Origin of the sequence: Kitasatospora sp. MMS16-BH015, assembly GCF_002943525.1 — a bacterium.
Taxonomy (GTDB): Bacteria; Actinomycetota; Actinomycetes; order Streptomycetales; family Streptomycetaceae; genus Kitasatospora.
The window spans coordinates 6,962,033-6,978,811 of sequence record NZ_CP025394.1 but is presented as its reverse complement, the minus strand read 5'-3'; the positions used below and the strand labels follow the sequence as shown (position 1 = coordinate 6,978,811).

Annotated in this window: 8 protein-coding genes; 5 read left to right on the top strand and 3 right to left on the bottom strand. The window is 73.3% G+C overall.

Going from position 1 to position 16,779, the window contains the following annotated elements; genetic code table 11:
- The first annotated feature begins 1 nt into the window (after position 1).
- From CFP65_RS29710 to CFP65_RS29695, 4 genes are read left to right on the top strand one after another with little or no spacing between them, the layout of a single operon-like run.
- Positions 2-946 (top strand): ABC transporter permease, encoded by a 945-nt coding sequence (locus CFP65_RS29710; protein WP_104819074.1) that lies wholly within the window; start codon positions 2-4, stop codon positions 944-946.
- Positions 947-950: 4 nt separating this feature from the next.
- Positions 951-1,802 (top strand): ABC transporter permease, encoded by an 852-nt coding sequence (locus CFP65_RS29705; protein ID WP_104819073.1) that lies wholly within the window; start codon positions 951-953, stop codon positions 1,800-1,802.
- Positions 1,803-1,804: 2 nt separating this feature from the next.
- Complete coding sequence (locus CFP65_RS29700) at positions 1,805-3,499, top strand: ABC transporter ATP-binding protein (RefSeq protein ID WP_254552634.1); 1,695 nt, start codon at positions 1,805-1,807, stop codon at positions 3,497-3,499.
- Entirely contained in the window at positions 3,496-5,814 is a 2,319-nt protein-coding gene (locus tag CFP65_RS29695; protein WP_104819072.1) for an arylsulfatase, read from the top strand. Before CFP65_RS29700 ends, CFP65_RS29695 begins: the two co-directional genes overlap by 4 nt.
- A gap of 16 nt (positions 5,815-5,830) precedes the next feature.
- Here CFP65_RS29695 and CFP65_RS29690 read toward each other — a convergent pair whose 3' ends face one another.
- Positions 5,831-6,853, bottom strand: a complete 1,023-nt coding sequence (locus CFP65_RS29690; protein WP_104819071.1) for a Dyp-type peroxidase — start codon at positions 6,851-6,853, stop codon at positions 5,831-5,833.
- 198 nt (positions 6,854-7,051) lie between these two features.
- Here CFP65_RS29690 and CFP65_RS29685 point away from each other — a divergent pair, with 198 nt between their 5' ends.
- Positions 7,052-8,398 (top strand): nitrous oxide reductase family maturation protein NosD, encoded by a 1,347-nt coding sequence (locus CFP65_RS29685; protein ID WP_104819070.1) that lies wholly within the window; start codon positions 7,052-7,054, stop codon positions 8,396-8,398.
- Positions 8,399-8,402: 4 nt separating this feature from the next.
- Here the strand turns inward: CFP65_RS29685 and CFP65_RS29680 are convergent, their stop codons facing one another.
- Together CFP65_RS29680 and CFP65_RS40285 are read right to left on the bottom strand one after the other, a co-directional pair.
- Positions 8,403-9,140 carry a hypothetical protein gene (locus CFP65_RS29680; RefSeq protein ID WP_158702423.1) on the bottom strand — a complete coding sequence of 246 codons (738 nt, stop codon included), beginning with the start codon at positions 9,138-9,140 and terminating at the stop codon, positions 8,403-8,405.
- Positions 9,141-9,371: 231 nt separating this feature from the next.
- Positions 9,372-16,679, bottom strand: coding sequence for a SpaA isopeptide-forming pilin-related protein (locus CFP65_RS40285; protein WP_217368201.1), 7,308 nt, complete (start codon positions 16,677-16,679; stop codon positions 9,372-9,374).
- Between the last annotated feature and the right edge of the window lie 100 nt (positions 16,680-16,779).

The window sequence follows — 16,779 nt, the reverse complement described above, 5'->3', positions numbered from 1 at the left end:
GGTGCGCGCCTTCCTGCGCCGACGGCTGCCCTCGGGGCTGCTCGTCCTGGTGCTCGCCTCCTTCCTGGTCTTCCTCATCCTCCGGCTGATCCCCGGCGACCCCGCCAGCAGCCTGGCCGGCCCCGACGCCGGACCGGCCGCCGTCGAGGCCGTCCGGGCCCGGCTCGGGCTGGACCAGCCGCTGCCCGCGCAGTACCTGCACTGGCTCGGCGGGCTGCTCACCGGCGACCTCGGGCCCAGCTACGCGATCGGCGGCCAGGTGGCCGACCTGATCGGCGAGGGCCTCGGCAACACCGTCGAACTCACCATCGGTGCGCTGGTGCTGGTGGTCGGCATCGGCCTCCCGCTCGGGGTGGCCGGGGCCGTCACCAAGCGCCGGCCGGTGGCCGCGCTGGTCCGGGCCGTCACCACCGCGGTGCTGGCGGTGCCGCCCTTCGTCACCGGCATCCTGCTGGTGCTGGTCTTCGCCGTCACGCTCGGGCTGCTGCCAGCCGGCGGGCACGAGTCGATCCTCGACGAGCCGGACATCGGCCTGCAGTACCTGCTGCTGCCCGCCGTCTGCCTCGCCCTGCCGAGCGCCGCGATCCTGGCCCGCTACCTCAAGGACAGCCTGGAGCAGGCCCTGGGCGAGGACTACGTGCGCACCGCCACCGCCCTCGGCATCTCCCGCCGCCGGATCGTCTGGCGGCACGCCCTGCCGAACGCACTGCCCGCCGCGCTCACCGTGCTCGGCCTCCAGATCGGCCAACTCCTCGGCGGGGCCGTACTGGTGGAGGCCATCTTCGCCTGGCCCGGACTCGGCCAACTGGCCGAGCAGGGCGTGACCCGCCGGGACTACCCGGTGGTGCAGGACCTGCTCCTGCTGCTCGTCGCCGCGTACGTCGCCGTCCAGCTGCTCACCGACCTGGTGCACACCTGGCTGGACCCCCGAGTCAGGTGGGAGTGACCCGATGACCACCCTGCTCGCCCCCACGGCAGCCGAACCCCGGCGCCGCAACCCGTACCTGGCCGGCCTGCGGACCGGCCGCGGCCTCACCGGCCTCGGCCTGGTCGGCCTGGTGGCCCTGGCCGGGCTGCTCGCCCCGCTGCTCACCGCCACCGACCCGACCGCCCAGGGCCCGCTGGCCCTGGCCGGGCCCAGCGCGGCCCACCCGTTCGGCACCGACGACCTCGGGCGCGACCTGTTCAGCCGGGTGCTGCACGGCATCGGTACCGATCTGCTGATCAGCCTCACCGCCGTGCCGATCGGCGCCCTGCTCGGCTGCTCGCTGGCCCTGCTCGCCGCCACCTCCCGCTGGGCCGACCTGGCCGTGCAGCGCGTCTTCGACCTGCTGCTCGCCTTCCCCGGCCTGATCCTGGCCCTCGCCGTCACCGCCGTGCTCGGCCCCGGCCGCTGGACCGTGGTGATCGTCATCGCGCTGGCCGAGATCCCCGGATTCGGACGGCAGCTGCGCACCGGCCTGCTGGCCCAGCGCGAGCGCGACTACGCGCTGGCCGCCCGGGTCGGCGGCGCCTCCCGGCTGCGGGTGCTGCTGCGGCACGTGCTGCCCAACGCGGTCGACCCGCTGATCGTGCAGAGCGCCATCGCCCTCTCGCTGGCCGTCTTCATCGAGGGCGCGATGAGCTTCCTGGGCGTCGGCATCCGCCCGCCGGACCCCTCCCTCGGCAGCATCCTCAGCCAGTCGATGGCCTACCTCGCCACCCACCCCACCTTCCCGGCCGCCCCGCTGATCGCGGTGACGGCGCTGGTGCTCGGCTTCACGCTGATCGCCGAGGCCCTGAACAGGGGGATCCGCCAGTGACCGTGACAGATTCGACCCTGGTGAGCGGCAGCCCGGCGGCCGAGGGCCTGAGCGTACCCAAGCTCGAAGTACGCGGGCTGACCGTCGAGTTCGGCGGCACCCCGGTGGTCCGCGAGGCCGAGTTCGAGCTCGGGGCCGGGGAGACGCTGGGCATCGTCGGCGAATCCGGCTCCGGGAAGTCCACCACCGCACTCGCCCTGCTGCGGATGCTCCCGGCCGGGGGCCGGATCGCCGGTGGCGAGGTGCTGCTGGACGGCGCCGACCTGGCCGGGCGGCCGGAGGCGGAGCTGCGCGAGGTGCGGGGCCGGCGGATCGCGATGGTCTTCCAGGACCCGATGTCCTCGCTCAACCCGGTGCTGAGCATCGGCCGCCAGCTGGACGAGGCCCTGCGGGCCCACGGGTCGCACCGCACCAAGAGCGAACGAGCCGCCCGGGCGATCGAGTTGCTCGACCTGGTGGGCATCCCGGACGCGGCCGGGCGGCTGCGCGACCACCCGCACCAGTTCTCCGGCGGTCAGCGCCAGCGGGTGATGATCGCGCTGGCGCTGGCCGGCGACCCGGAGGTGCTGGTGGCCGACGAACCGACCACCGCACTGGACCCGACGGTGCAACGGCAGATCCTCCGGCTGCTGGCCCGGATCAACCGGACGGCCGGCACCGCCCTGGTGCTGATCAGCCACGACCTCGGGGTGATCGCGCAGACCTGCGAACGGCTGCTGGTGATGCGCGAGGGCCGGATCGTCGAACGCGGCCGCACCGCCGATCTGCTCACCGCCCCGCAACACCCGTACACCAAGGCCCTGCTGGCCGCCGTGCCGCGCCTGGAGACCCGCTCGGCCGCCGCCGCGAACAGCACCCCCGGCCCCGAACCGGTGCTCACCGTCACCGAGCTGCGCAAGACCTACGGCCCGCGCCGCCGGCGCACCACCGGCCTGGACGGCGTCAGCCTCACCCTGCACCCGGGCGAGACGCTGGGCCTGGTCGGCGAATCCGGCTCCGGCAAGTCCACCCTGGCCCGCGCCCTGGTCCGGGCCCACCGGCCGGACTCGGGCGAGATCCGGCTGCACGGAAAGGAGTTGGACCGGCAGAGCAGCCGGGAGATCCAGCTGGTCTTCCAGGACCCGTACGCCTCGCTCAACCCCCGGATGACCGTCGGACAGATCATCGCCGAGCCGCTGATCGCGCACGGTCTGCCCGACCGCGAACGGCGGGTGGCGGAGCTGCTCCGGCAGGTCGGGCTCGACCCGGCCGTGGCCGCCCGGCACCCGCGGTCCTTCTCCGGCGGCCAGCGCCAACGGATCGGCATCGCCCGGGCGTTGGCGCCCGAGCCGAGCGTGCTGGTCTGCGACGAGCCGGTCTCGGCGCTGGACGTCTCGGTGCAGGCCCAGGTGATCGAGCTGCTGGCCCGCCTCCAGCGCGAGCTGGGCCTGGCCCTGCTGTTCATCGCGCACGACCTCGCCGTGGTCCGCCAGGTGAGCCACCGGATCGCCGTGATGCACCGCGGCCGGATCGTCGAGACCGGCCCGGCCGACCAGGTGGTCACTGACCCGCAGCACCCCTACACCGCCGAACTCCTCGCCGCCGTACCGCACTTGCCCGAGGCACCGCAGCCACCCGCACCGCAGCCACCCGCCGCACACCACCAGCCCACCGCGCCGCACCAGCCCGCAGCCGCCACCCCCCGGAGCACCACGTGAGCCACCGCCCCGACCCGTACCAGGACTTCACCGGCACCGTCGGCCGCACCTTCCGCGAGTCCACCCCCGCCTGGCCCGAGCGCCGCCGCGCCCGGGCCGGGGCGCCGAACATCGTGGTCGTGCTGATCGACGACATGGGCTACAGCGACATCGGCCCGTTCGGCGCCGAGATCCCCACCCCCGCCCTGGACCGGCTGGCCGCGACCGGCGTCAAGCTGGCCAACTACCACACCATGCCGCTCTGCTCGCCGGCCCGGGCCGCGCTGCTCACCGGCCTCAACCCGCACCGGGTCGGCTACTCCTTCGTGGCCAACGCCGACCCCGGCTTCCCGGGGTACGGCATGGAGGTCTCCGGTGACATCCCCACCCTGGCCGAGCTGCTGCACGACGCCGGCTACGCCACCTACGCCGTCGGCAAGTGGCACCTGACCAGGGACTCGGCCTCCAGTGCGGCCGACGACCGGGCCAACTGGCCGCTGCAGAAGGGCTTCGACCAGTACTACGGCGTGCTCGAGGGCCTGACCAGCCTCTTCCACCCGCACCAACTGGTCCGTGACAACAGCCCGTTGGACATCGACGAATTCCCCGAGGGCTACTACTACACCGACGACCTCACCGACCAGGCGATCGCCATGGTCAAGTCGCTGCGCGCGCACGACGCCGAGAAGCCGTTCTTCCTCTACCTGGCGCACAACGCCGTGCACGGCCCGCTGCAGGCCAAGCCCGCCGACCTGGCCCGCCACCGGGGCCGCTACGACCAGGGCTGGGACGAGCTGCGGGCCGAGCGCTTCGCCCGCCAGCTGGCCGCCGGGCACTTCCCGCCCGGCACCCGGCTGCCCGAGCGCAACCACGAGGCCGGCCACGACGTCGAGCCCTGGGACGGCCTGGACGAGAGCCAGCAGAAGCTGTACGCCCGCTACATGGAGGTGTACGCGGCGATGGTCGACAACGTCGACCAGAACCTGGGCCGGCTCACCGACACCCTGGCCGCGCTCGGCGAGCTGGACAACACCATCGTGGTCTTCACCTCCGACAACGGCGGCACCGGCGAGGGCGGCCCGGAGGGCACCCGCAGCTACTTCAGCCGCTTCGTCCACCACCCCCGGCTTCCGGCCGACTGGAACCCGGACGTGGCCCGGGAGATCGAGCTGATCGGCGGCCCGCAGAGCCTGGTGCACTACCCGCGCGGCTGGGGCATGGCCTCCAACACCCCGTTCCGGTTCTACAAGGGCCAGACCTACGCGGGCGGCGTCCGGGTGCCCTTCCTGCTCTCCTGGCCGGCCGGGCTGCCGCGCACCGAGAGCGACGACGGGCTGCGCACCCAGTACCAGTACGTCACCGACCTGCTGCCCACCCTGCTCGAACTCGCCGGTCTGCCGAGGCCGTCGGAGCGCGCCGGGCGGCCGGTGCAGGAGCTGGACGGGATCGCCTTCACCGAGGTGCTGCGCGATCCGGCGGCCGAGAGCACCCACCGCGAGCAGTACTGCGAGATGACCGGCAACCGCAGCTACTACCGGGAGGGCTGGAAGCTGGTCACCCTGCACCGGCCCGGCACCCCGTACGAGGACGGTGAGTGGGCGCTGTACGACCTGCGCACCGACCCGACCGAGATCGACGACCTGAGTGCGCAGCACCCGGAGATCGTGAAGGAGTTGGCCGAGGCCTGGGAGGCGGCGGCCTGGCGCAACGGGGTCTTCCCGCTGGCCGACGGCAGCGGCGCGCTGGCCCTGCGGCACCCGGAGGACGCCAAGCTGCGCCGCCCGCTCACCCTGCTGCCCGGCACCCCCGAGCTGGAGCGGTACCGCTCCTCCCGGCTGATCTCCTTCCGCTCCTTCGACATCCGGGTCGAACTGGCCGCCCACCGGGCCGGGGACGCGGGCGTGCTGGTCTCGCACGGCGACCAGGGCGGCGGCTACAGCCTCTACGTGGAGGACGGCCGGCTGCGGTTCGCCTACAACGAGTACGGCCTGCTCTTCGAGGCCGACGGCGGGCCACTGCCGCTCGGCTGGAGCACGGTGACCGTCTCGGCCACCGCCGTCGAGGACCTCAAGTGGGAGTTCCGGCTGCTGGTGGACGGCACCGAGACCGGCCGGCTCGACCCGGTGCACCAGCTGATCGGGATGGCGCCGTTCCAGGGCATCAGCATCGGCATCGACCGCAAGTCGCCGGTCTCCTGGCCGGTCTTCGAGCGGCACGGCACCTTCCGCTACACCGGCGACCTGCACTCGGTCACCTACCTGCCCGGTGCCCCGGCCCCCTACGACCCGGAGACCGTCGCCCAGGCCCTCCGGGAGGCGGCCGCCGCCTTCGAGTAACCGCCCGCCCCGGGCCTCACCAGCGCGGGCCGAGCGGGGTGCCCCGGGGCGGCAGGTAGAAGACCGCCGAGGCCCGGTGCTCGACGAACCGGCCCAGCGCGTCGCGCGCGGCCAGCCGCTGCTGGACCCGGACGAAGAGCGCCGGGTCCAGCAGGTACGCGCAGAACAGCAACCCCTGGTCGCCCGGCCCGTCGGTGTAGGTGTAGCCCCGGCGCAGCATCCGGGCGCCGCCGTCCAGCCGGGGGTTGGTCAGCCGCACGTGCGCGGTGGCGGGGATCAGGTACCGGCCCTCGGGGGTCTTCGCGTACAGGTCCGGGTCCTCGTGCTCGCGGGTGCCGCCCAGCGGGCTGCCGTCCGCCCGGCGGCGGCCGATCACCGCCTCCTGCTCGGCCGGGGTGAGCGCGCCGAAGGCCGCGGTGTCCATCGCGATCCGGCGGTAGACCAGGTAGGTGCCGCCCGCGTGCGGGCCGTCCGGCAGCCAGATCCAGGCGCCCTCGCCCGGCCCGGGGTTGGCGGTGCCGTCCTTGAAGCCGAACAGGTTGCGCGGGGTCTCGCCGGGCGGCGCGGGGGCGGTGCGGCCGTGCTGCGCCCAGCGGCGGACCAGCACCCCCTCGGCCGCCGCCGCCAGCCCCGCCGCCACGGCGGCCAGCCGCTCGGGCGTGCCGCCGGTCAGTTGGAGCAGCAGGTCTCCCCCGCCGCGCTCCGGCGCCAGCCGGTCCCCCGGCAGCGGCGGCAGCTGCCCGAACGCCACCGGCACCGCCCCCGGCAGCAGCCGGCCCGCCGCCGGCCCGAGCCCCAGCGTCACCGTCACCCCGCTCGGCCGCGCCAGCACGGCCCCCCACCGGTCCAGCACCCCCGCCAGCGCCCGCCCGTCGGCCCCCGCGAAGTCGTAGGCGAGCAGCGACAGGCAGGGCGCGGCGGCCTCGGCCACCCCGGCCTGCCGGCGCCCGAGCGCCGCCCCCGGCAGGCTCCCCGCGCCGCGAGCCCCCGCCGGCGCCCCTGCCCCGCCCACGCCCTGCGCGGCGGCCTCCTGCGCCATGGCATCCCGCGCGGGCTCGACCGGCGCGGCCGCCCGGCCCGGCCGGGCGGCCCCCAGAGGGCCGCGGTGATCGCCGAGAGGCCGAGCAGGGCGCGGCGGGCGGGGAGGGCACCTGTGGGTCCCTGGGCGGCCGGTCGCGGTTCGGTCGGTACGGGTCGTGACTGCACGGCAGTGATTGAAGCCGCTACACAGGGAGCCATGCGAGTCGTCCGTTCCCCCGGCCGCGCCAGGCCGTCCGCCCCCGTCCGTCCGCCGCGCCGCGCCCGGCCGCTGCGCCTGTTCGCGCTGGTCAGCCTGGTGGTCGCCGCCCTGACCGGCTGCGCCGGGGGCGGCTCCTCGGCCGATCGGGCCGAGGCCGGGAAGCCCGCCGTGCTGGAGGTACCGGGCCGGTTCGGGTCAATCCAAGCCGCCGTGGACTCCGCCCGTCCGGGTGACCTGGTGCTGGTCCATCCGGGTGTGTACCGCGAGAGCGTGACGGTCCGCACCGCGCGGGTGGTGCTGCGCGGCACGGACCGTCAGGGGGTGGTGATCGACGGCGAGTTCCGCCGGACCAACGGGATCACCGTGACCGGGGCGCAGTCGGTGGTGGAAAACCTGACGGTCCGGCGCCACCTGGCCAACGGCCTGCTCTTCACCGGTGTCACCGACGAGCGGCTCCAGGGCCGGGGCGCGGGCGGCGGCGCCGGGTACGACCCGCTGGACACCGTCCGCTTCCCCGCGTTGGACGGCTTCCGGGCCTCCTACGTGACGGCGTACGACAACGCGCTGTACGGGATCTACGCCTTCGACGCCCGGGCCGGGGTGATCGAGCACAGCTACACCTCCGGGCAGGCCGACTCCGGGATCTACGTGGGCCAGTGCCGCCCCTGCGACACCGTGGTGCGGGCCAACGAGGCCGAGCGGAACGCGGTGGGCATCGAGGTCACCAACGCCTCGGAGCGGCTCTACCTGCTGGGCAACCGGGCCCGGCACAACCGGGTCGGCATCACGGTCAACTCCAACGACGTGGAGGCGCTCACCCCGCAGCACGGCGCGGTGCTGGCCGGGAACGTGATCGCCGACAACGCCGAGCCGGCCACCCCCGAGCAGGCCGACGGCGGCTTCGGGATCGGCCTGGGCATCGGCGGCGGCACCGGCAACCTGGTCACCCGCAACCTGATCACCGGCCACCCCGCCGTCGGCGTGCTGGTCACCGACGTGCAGGGCCACCCGGCCAAGGACAACCGGATCACCGGCAACCGCTACGCGTCCAACGCCACCGACACCGCCCTGGCCACCCCCACCGGCACCGGCAACTGCTTCACCGAGGCCACGGCCGACACCGCAGCCGGCACCGCGACCGCCGCCTGCCAGGCCGTCCCCACCGCCGGCTCCGCCGTCACCCCGCCCCCGGGCGTGTCCTTCCGCGACCTGCCCGCCGCCCCGGCCCGCCCGGGCCTGCCCGACCCGACGGCCCCGGCCGCCCCGGCCACCGGCCTCCCCGGCGCGGTGGACCCCGCCGCCTACCCGCTGCCGACCGACCCGGACGGCCTCACCGGCCTCTGACCCCTCACCCGGCCTGGCCCCAGGGCGTGCCCGGCACCCGTTCGGCCACCTGCCGGGCCGTCAGGTCCACCGTGACCGGCTGGGCCACGCCCGGCACCTCCACCCGGACGCGGCGCAGCAGGCCGTCACCGTCCACCCAGTAGGTCAGGTGGGCGCTGTCGGCCGCGCCGCCCCGGGGCAGCGGACCGGCGAGGACGGTGTAGCGGCGGCCGTCCACCCGCTCGTCCCGGAGCCACCGGGCGCCGGACTGGGCGAGCAGCTGGGCGTTGTCGGGGCGGTCGGCGGCGAGCGCCATGGTGACCCGCAGGGCCAGGTCGAACGGGTCGGTGGTGTAGGCCCGGGGTGACCAGGCCTGGGGCGGCATCCTGGCCGTGGTCACCGCGATCCCGTCGGCGGAGGGTGCCCGCCCCTCGTCCGGGGCGACGCCCAGCCCGTCCGCGTCCCAGGCCACCAGCCCGCTCTGGCCGCCGTCGGCCGCCGCGTACCGGCCCACCGCGTGGTGCGCCCGGTAGTCGACCACCCCGCGCACCTCGGTGCCCCCCGGCACGCTGAGCTCCACCGCCACCGGGCTCCCCTCGTAGGTGGTCAGCCGCGACAGCGCCAGCCGCCCCGCCTCCTCCTGGGTGACCGGTCGGCTCGGCACCTCCCCCAGCCACTCCCGGGCCGCCCGCAGCGACCCGCAGGCCCCGACGGCGACCACCGCGACAGCGAACAGCACGGACCGGCGACGGACACGCACCACGAGCCCTCCTCACGTCCCGCCCCATCCCACCAGCCCGGACACCTGGCGCCCGGTCAGCACGCGGGCACCACAGGGGAGTTCACTCTGACGGCGTGCCGAAGGTCAAACCCCCCGGGCTGCTCGCCCCGAGCTCCGGGCTCCAAGCTCCGGGCGCCGGGGGTGGGCCGGGACACCGCTGCGCCCGCTGCTCCGTTTCAGCCGGAGCAGCGGGCGCAGCGGGTCACTACCGGGCTACACCTTCCGGCGGCGCCGCGAGGTGCGGAGCAGGGCCGCACCGGCCACCGTCAGGACGGTGCCGAACAGGGCCGCGAGCATCGCCTCCGCGCCGGTCTTCGGCAGCGGCACCGGCTTGCGACGGTCCTCCACCACGACGGCCGGCGCATCGCCGGTGCCGGTCAGGGTGACCGGGGTGACCGGGTTCTCCGGGAGGAGGTAGCCGTCGGGGGCCTTGACCTCCTGGAGGTAGTAGCCGCCGGCCGGGAGCGGGCCGAGGTGGCAGCCGCCGGCGGCGTCGGTGGTGCACGGGTCACCGACCTTGGTGTCCCCGTCCGGCTGCAGGCCGGGCGTGCCGTTGGTCTCCCGCCAGAGCTGGAACACCGCACCGCCGAGCGGGGCCTTGCTGTCGGCGTCCCGCTTGAGCAGGGTGAGGTACTCGCCCTGCGGCTGGTCCACCGCCTTGACGCCCACACCGGCCGCCTGGTTGGCCTCGGTCAGCACCAGCGGACCGAACACCGCCGGGTCCGGCAGCAGGTACCCGGCCGGGGCCTTGACCTCCTGCCAGTAGTACGTGCCCAGGCCCACCTTGGCCGAGCAGATCCCGGTGGCGAGGGTGGTGCACGGGTCACCGACCTTGGTGTCCCCGTCCGGCTGGAGCCCGTCCTTGCCGTTGGTCTCCCGCCAGAGCTGGAACACCGCACCCGCCAGCGGCTTGCCCTGCGGGTCGTTCTTCTCCACCCAGACCATGCCCATCACCGGGAACTGGTCGGTCGGCCGGTCGACGGCCTTGGTGCTCACCCCGGCCTGGTAGTTCGCCATGGTCAGCACCAGCGGGCCGAACACCGGCGGCAGCGGGAGCTGGAACCCGTCCGGCGCCTTGACCTCCTCCCAGTAGTAGGTGCCCAGGCCCACGGTCTGCGAGCACTGGCCGTTGGCCGGGGTGGTGCAGGGCTGGCCGACCTTGGTGTCGGCGTCGATCTGGAGCCCGTCGGTGCCGTTGGTCTCCTGCCAGAGCTGGAACACCGCCCCGGGCAGCGGGCGCCCCTGCGGGTTGGTCTTGAGCACCGAGACCGCGCCCGTGGCCGGCTGGTCGACGGCGGTGGCCGCCACGCCCGCCTGGTAGTTGGCCGAGGTCAGCACCAGCGGACCGAACACCGCCGGGTCCGGCAGCACGTACCCGTCCGGGGCCTTGGTCTCCTCCCAGTAGTAGCTACCGAGGCCCACGGTCTGCGAGCAGACGCCCGAGGCCGGGGTGGTACAGGGCTGGCCGACCTTGGTGTCAGTCGCCGTCTGGAGGCCGGCCGTACCGTTCGTGTCCTGCCAGAGCTGGAACACCGCACCGGCGAGCACCTTCCCGGTCGGGTCCACCTTGGTGACCTTCACCGTGCCGGTCATCGGCTGGTCGACGGCCGTGACCGCCACGCCCGCCGTGTAGTTGGCCGAGGTGAGGGTCAGCGGACCGAACACCGCCGGGTTCGGCAACAGGAAGCCCGCCGGAGCAGCGGTCTCCTGCCAGTAGTAGGTACCCAGGCCCACCGTCTGCGAGCACTGGCCGTTGGCCGGCGTCGTGCAGGGCTGGCCGACCTTGGTGTCCGCGTCGGTCTGCAGGCCGTCGGTCCCGTTGGTGTCCTGCCAGAGCTGGAACACCGCACCCGCCAGGGCCTTGCCCGCCGGGTCCGTCTTGGTGACCTTCACCTGACCCGTCATCGGCTGGTCGGTCGCGGTGACGGAGACACCCGCCGTGTAGTTGGCCGAGGTCAGCGTCAGCGGACCGAACACCGCCGGATTCGGCAGCAGGAACCCTGCCGGCGCAGCGGTCTCCTCCCAGTAGTACGTCCCGAGACCCACCGTCGCCGAGCAGATGCCATCGGCACCCGTCGTGCACGGCTGCCCGGCCTTGGTGTCACTCGCCGTCTGGAGACCCGACGTACCGTCGGTGTCCTGCCAGAGCTGGAACACCGCACCCGCCAGCACCTTGCCCTGCGGGTCCACCTTGGTGACCTTCACCGTGCCGGTCATCGGCTGGTCGACGGCCGTGACCGCCACGCCCGCCGTGTAGTTGGCCGAGGTGAGGGTCAGCGGACCGAACACCGCCGGGTTCGGCAACAGGAAGCCCGCCGGAGCAGCGGTCTCCTGCCAGTAGTAGGTACCCAGGCCCACCGTCTGCGAGCACTGGCCGTTGGCCGGCGTCGTGCAGGGCTGGCCGACCTTGGTGTCCGCGTCGGTCTGCAGGCCGTCGGTCCCGTTGGTGTCCTGCCAGAGCTGGAACACCGCACCCGCCAGGGCCTTGCCCGCCGGGTCCGTCTTGGTGACCTTCACCTGACCCGTCATCGGCTGGTCGGTCGCGGTGACGGAGACACCCGCCGTGTAGTTGGCCGAGGTCAGCGTCAACGGACCGAACACCGCCGGATTCGGCAGCAGGAAGCCCGCCGGCGCAGCCGTCTCCTCCCAGTAGTACGTCCCGAGACCCACCGTCGCCGAGCAGATGCCATCGGCACCCGTCGTGCACGGCTGCCCGACCTTGGTGTCACTCGCCGTCTGGAGACCCGACGTACCGTCGGTGTCCTGCCAGAGCTGGAACACCGCACCCGCCAGCACCTTGCCCTGCGGGTCCACCTTGGTCACCTTCACCTGACCCGTCATCGGCTGGTCCACGGCCGTAACCGCCACACCCGCCGCATAGTTGGCCGAGGTCAGCGTCAACGGACCGAACACCGCCGGGGTCGGCAACAGGAAACCCGCCGGAGCAGCGGTCTCCTCCCAGTAGTACGTGCCCAGGCCCACCGTCGCCGAGCAGAAACCCGAAGCGGGCGTCGTACAGGGCGAGTTGACCTTGGTGTCGGGGGTGGCGCCGGTGGTCTGGAGGCCGTCGGTGCCGTTGGTCTCCTTCCAGAGCTGGAACACCGCACCCGCCAGGGCCTTCCCCGTCGGGTCGGTCTTGGTCACCTTGACCGTGCCGCTCATCGGCACGTCGGTGACCGAAACCGCCACGCCTGCCTGGTAGTTGGCCGGGGTGAGGACGAGCGGGCCGAAGACGACCGGGTCCGGCAGCAGGTATCCGTCCGGAGCAGCGGTCTCCTGCCAGTAGTAGGTGCCCAGGCCGACCGTCTGCGAGCAGACACCGTCCGCGCCCGTGGTGCAGGGCTGGCCGACCTTCGTGTCACTCGCCGTCTGGAGACCCGACGTACCGTCGGTGTCCTGCCAGAGCTGGAACACCGCACCCGCCAGCACCTTGCCCTGCGGGTCCACCTTGGTCACCTTCACCACACCGGTCATCGGCTGGTCCACCGCCGTGACGGAGACACCCGCCGCGTAGTTGGCCGAGGTCAGCGTCAGCGGACCGAACACCGCCGGGTCGGGCAGCAGGAAGCCGGTCGGCGCCTGGGTCTCCTGCCAGTAGTAGGTGCCCAGGCCCACCGTCTGCGAGCAGACGCCGTCCGCGCCCGTCGTACAGGGCTGCCCGACCTTGGTGTCACTCGCCGTCTGGAGACCCGAGGTACCGTCCGTGTCCTGCCAGAGCTGGAACACCGCACCCGCCAGCGCCGCGCCGGCCGGGTTCGTCTTGGTCACCCGCACCTGACCCGTCATCGGCTGGTCCACCGCCGTGGCGCTGACGCCCTGGCGGGAGTTCTGGACGGTGAGGACGAGCGGGCCGAAGATCGCGGGGGTCGGCAGCAGGAATCCGTCCGGTGCCTTGGTCTCCTGCCAGTAGTAGGTGCCCGGGTCGACGGTGGCGGTGCAGATGCCGTTGGCGCCGGTGGTGCAGGGGGTGCCGACGGCCGTGTCGGTGTCGGTCTGGAGGCCGGCCGTACCGTTGGTGTCGCGCCAGAGCTGGAAGACGGCGCCCGCGAGTACCTTGCCCTGCGGGTCCTGCTTGGTGATGGTCACGGCGCCGGGGATCGGGCGGTCGGTCGCCGTCACGGCGACGCCCTGGGCGGCGTTGGCCGAGGTCAGCGTGAGCGGGCCGAACACCGCCGGGTTCGGCAGCTGGTAGCCGTCCGGTGCAGTGGTCTCCTGCCAGTAGTACGTACCCAGCCCGACCGTCGCCGAGCAGACGCCGTCCGCGCCCGTCGTACAGGGCTGCCCGACCTTGGTGTCCGTGGCCGTCTGGAGCCCGGCCGTGCCGTCGGTGTCCTGCCACAGCTGGAACACCGCACCCGCCAGGGTCTTCCCCGCCGGGTCCACCTTGGTCACCTTCACCTGACCCGTCATCGGCTGGTCCACGGCGGTGGCCGAGGCTCCTGCCGTGTAGTTGGCCGAGGTCAGGGTCAGCGGGCCGAAGACCGCCGGGGTCGGCAGCAGGTAGCCGTCCGGTGGAGCGGTCTCCTGCCAGTAGTAGGTGCCGAGGCCCACCGTCGCCGAGCAGACACCCGAAGCGGGCGTCGTACAGGGCTGGCCGACCCGGGTGTCGGTGGCGGTCTGGAGCCCGGCCGTGCCGTCGGTGTCCTGCCAGAGCTGGAACACCGCACCCGCCAGCACCTTGCCCGCCGGATCGGTCTTGGTCACCTTCACCGTGCCGGTCATCGGCTGGTCGGTGGCCGTGGTGGTCACGCCCGCCTGGTAGTTGGCCGAGGTGAGGGTCAGCGGGCCGAACACCGCCGGGGTCGGCAGCAGGAAGCCGTTCGGGGCGGCCGTCTCCTGCCAGTAGTAGGTGCCGAGGCCGACCGTGGCCGTGCAGACGCCGTTCGCCGGCGTGGTGCAGGGGCTGCCGACCATGGTGTCCGGGGTGGCGCCGGTGGTCTGGAGACCGGCGGTGCCGTTGCTCTCCTTCCAGAGCTGGAACACGGCACCCGCCAGCGGCCTGCCGCCCGGGTCCGCCTTGGTCACGCTCACCGCGCCGGTCATCGGCTGGTCGATCGCCGTGACGGTGGCCGCGGTCTGGTAGTTGAGCACGGTGATCGCGAGCGGTCCGAAGACCGCCGGGTTGGGCAGCAGGTAGCCCGGTGGCGCCGCGGTCTCCTGCCAGTAGTAGGTGCCGACGCCCACCGTCGCGGTGCAGATGCCGTCGGCCCCGGTGGTGCACGCCGTGCCAACCTTGGTGTCCGGGGTGGTACCGGTGGTCTGGAGGCCGGCGGTGCCGTTGGTGTCCTTCCAGAGCTGGAAGGTGGCGCCGGCCAGCGGGTTGCCCGCCGGGTCGGTCTTGGTGACCTGCACCGTGCCGGTGGGCTGGATGTAGCCGAAGTCGTAGGTGTGGTTGTTCTGGCCGGGGCCGCCGGTGGTGATGGAGTACTGCGGGAACTGACTGCCCGCCGGCGCGACGCCGTCGTTGTCGATGAAGGTGTTGCTGCCGGCGTTCGGCTGGGTCACCACCCACTGGTAGAGCGGCCCGCCGGGGGCGTAGTCGGCGGCCAGGTCGACCTTGATGGTGTAGGCGGTGTTCGGCTTGAGGCCGCCGGTCACGTTGGAGTCGTCGAAGTAGTACTCACCGCGCGCGGTGGTCTGCATGGTGCCGACGACCGTGCCGGCGGAGTTGTAGAGCCGGACGGTGGCGCCCACCACGGGCGGCTCGCTCGGGTCCTGGATGCCGTTCTTGTTGTTGTCGTACCAGACCCGGTTGCCGATCTGGAGCGGTGCCTCGTCGCACATCACCTCCAGGTCGGCCATCGAGCCGCCCTTGCCGAAGGCGCTGGTCAGCCGGTTGCCCATCTGCCCGGCGACCGGGCGGGTGCCGTCCCGGTTGGTCCACGCGGTGCCGCCGGTGAAGGTGGTCACGTCGTCCGGGTCGAGCGAGGAGCTGGCGATCGTGGTCTCCACCTTGGAGAGCGCGATGCCCGAGAAGAGCGCGTTGTAGTGGAAGGCGGTGCGCTGCTGGTTGTAGTAGCCGCCGCCCCGGGTGGTGCTGGTGTTGCCGCAGCCGAGGTTCTCGTACATCACGAACATGCCGGCGGCGTTCGGGCAGGCCCGGCTCATCGCACCACCGGCGGAGGGGGTGGCCAGCAGGCCGCTGCCCGCGATGTACCGCTGGGCGTTGCCGATCTGGTCGCCGTAGCGGTCGCGGAAGCTGAGGATCAGTGAGCCGTCGGTGTCCACCACGATGTCGGAGAGCATCGGCTCCGGGTTGGAGGTGTAGGTGGCCCCGCAGGTGGTGCCGTCCTGCCGGAGCGGGATGGTGTCCGACCACGGGTACCAGCCGTCGCCGTTGCAGGGCGCGACGGTGTAGGTGATCGGGCGCGGGTAGTCCAGCCGCTGGTCGAGGATCACCGGGCCGAAGGCGCCTGCCACGGGGTCGAAGGTGCGCACGATCGCCCGAAGGTCGGCCCTCGACTGCGTGGACTCGCCCGAGCAGGTGCCGCCCACATAGACCACGCCGTCCTGGACACCGAGCCCGTACGGCCGCCAGTCGCCGGCGGCGGGGCAGGCCGTGGTCGGCTGGGGGATGGCGTAGACGGCCTTGGGCGCGGTCGCCGTCCGCTGGGTGGCGTCGTAGCGGTAGAGCTGCCGGTCGGCGAGGTTGATCACCCAGAGGTCGTTGCCGTCCTCGGAGACCTCCACGTCACCCAGGGCTTCCTTGCCCACCGCTGGGGTGAAGCCGAGGTCCATGTCCACGGTCATGTTGTGCGCCGTGGTGCCCGTGTTGGGCACGGTGGCGAAGAGCGTGGTGGCGTTGGTGGCCCGGTCGGTCAGGTAGATCGCCCCGTTGCCGGAGGGGCCGTAGTTCGAGCCGCGGTGGGCGTGCGCACCGGAGAAGATCCACCTCCGCTGCTTGCTGTATCCGATGCCGTAGAGCGCGCCGGTCTGGGTCTCGGTGGCCAGGTTGGTGGTCTGGTTGTCGTTGCCCCGGGCGTTGTACGGGAAGGAGACCAGCGTCCGCGTCCCGGTGTCGGTCGTGACGTCGCTGCGGATGCAGGCGGTGACCAGCGGGGCGTTCTTCTGGCAGTAGTCGCCCGGGTTCCAGAGCGCGGTGGTGTACGAGACGTTCTTGCCGGCCGACAGGTCGACGAACTCCTCGGTGCTGCTGAGCTTGTTCGGCGCGCCGGTGAGGCCCGTCCGGTCGGCGAAGGCCGAGTAGAGCACGCCGGGCTTGGGGTTGATCACCTGGACGCGGTACCTGCCGCCGGCCAGCGCCGTGCCGGCCGGGCGCAGCGTGACGGTGCCGTCGGCGGCGGTGGTGCCGCTGATCGTGGTGCCGGCGTCGTCGGTGAGATTGACCGTCACGCCCGCCATCCCCGGCTCCAGCGCGGCGCCGTCCCAGGCGCCGTTGCCGTTTACCTCCCGGACCACCCGGACGGTGACGGTGCCGTCGCCCGCGGCCGCGCTCGCGCCCGTGGCGCCGAGGCCGAGCAGGCCCGCGCACATGGCCAGGACGGTGACGGCCGAAGCCACCCGTCTCGCCGATCTCCCGAACAACGCCCGCCACCTCTCAGCTGGAACACTCCAGCCAAAAATGCGGCCCGGTGACGTTCCGTCACGAGGAGGCGCCCCG

Coding starts and splice junctions, on each gene's coding strand:
- CFP65_RS29705 (WP_104819073.1), top strand. CDS start 951: ATGACCACCCTGCTCGCCCCCACGGCAGCCGAACCCCGGCGCCGCAAC.
- CFP65_RS29690 (WP_104819071.1), bottom strand. CDS start 6,853: ATGGCGCAGGAGGCCGCCGCGCAGGGCGTGGGCGGGGCAGGGGCGCCG.
- CFP65_RS29685 (WP_104819070.1), top strand. CDS start 7,052: ATGCGAGTCGTCCGTTCCCCCGGCCGCGCCAGGCCGTCCGCCCCCGTC.